Below are 1,027 nucleotides of genomic sequence, written 5' to 3' on the forward strand. Positions count from 1 at the left end.
TTGCGCTTTTGCCTTTTGGTACACCTCATCTCGATTTTTCAGCAACACACCGTCTTCTCCACGATGTCGCTGACCCAGCGTCACATATCTGATACCGCTATGTCTGTGCATTTCGTTATACCACTGCGTAAAATCCTCTACCCATTCACGCGCCTCATCCAATGTACCGAACCCCGATGACGGCCACTGCGGGATATATTTCAGTGTTCTGAACAGCGACTCCACATACGCGTTGTCGTTACTGACTCTTGGCCGGCTGTGAGATGGCCTTATTGCCAGTTCATGTAGCTTCATTTGCAACGTCTGTGACTTCATCGCTGCACCATTGTCCGCATGCAGTACTGGCGGGTTTTGCCAGCATCCTTCCCGGAGGACCGTGCGTTGTATCAGGGCTGCCGCCTGCTCACCACTTTCAGTTTCATGCACTTCATATCCCACGATTTTTCGGCTATAGAGGTCTTCCACCAGATACAGGTAAAACCAGCGCCCCTTTACGGTTGACGGAACCCATCTAATGTCCCATGTCCACACCTCATTCGGCCCGCTGGCCTGCCAACTCGTTGCCGGGGTGACTTTCTGTGCTGTCCGTTGCCGTCCCCGGCGATGCACCTCTCCATGACGACGCAGTACCCTGTAAAAGGTTGATTCGCTTGCCAGATAAATCCCCTTATCCGCCAACACCGGTACGATTTGTGACGGCGGGAGGCTGGCGTAGTCTGGCTGATGGCACACTGCCAGTATCTGTTGCTCTTCTTGCTCACTTAACTGGTTCACCGGGGAGGGCCTGACCGCGCTGACACGCTTGTCTTCCCACGACGTTTGCCAGCGTCGCCACGTCCGTTCACTTAATCCAGCTTCCGTCAGTGCTATTGACAGCCGAGCTCCTGACGCCATCGCTTCCCGCACGTAACCGATAAGTGCCTGCCGCTCTGTTCCGGGCGTCAGTCGTCCTCGTCGGTTTCCCCGTAAAAATCCCGCAACTGCTTTCGCAGCACCAGTATCGCCGCCGCCTCCGCCAGCGCCTTTT

1 protein-coding gene is annotated in these 1,027 nt (G+C 55.3%); it reads right to left on the reverse strand.

Annotation, left to right across the window (positions count from 1 at the left end; translation table 11 throughout):
• The coding region (locus tag K7X24_RS21915; protein ID WP_224558277.1) for an IS3 family transposase at nucleotides 1–1,027 on the reverse strand (1,027 nt) is incomplete at both ends.

It is taken from the genome of Pectobacterium versatile (genome assembly GCF_020166435.1).
GTDB classification, from domain to species: domain Bacteria; phylum Pseudomonadota; class Gammaproteobacteria; order Enterobacterales; family Enterobacteriaceae; genus Pectobacterium; species Pectobacterium versatile.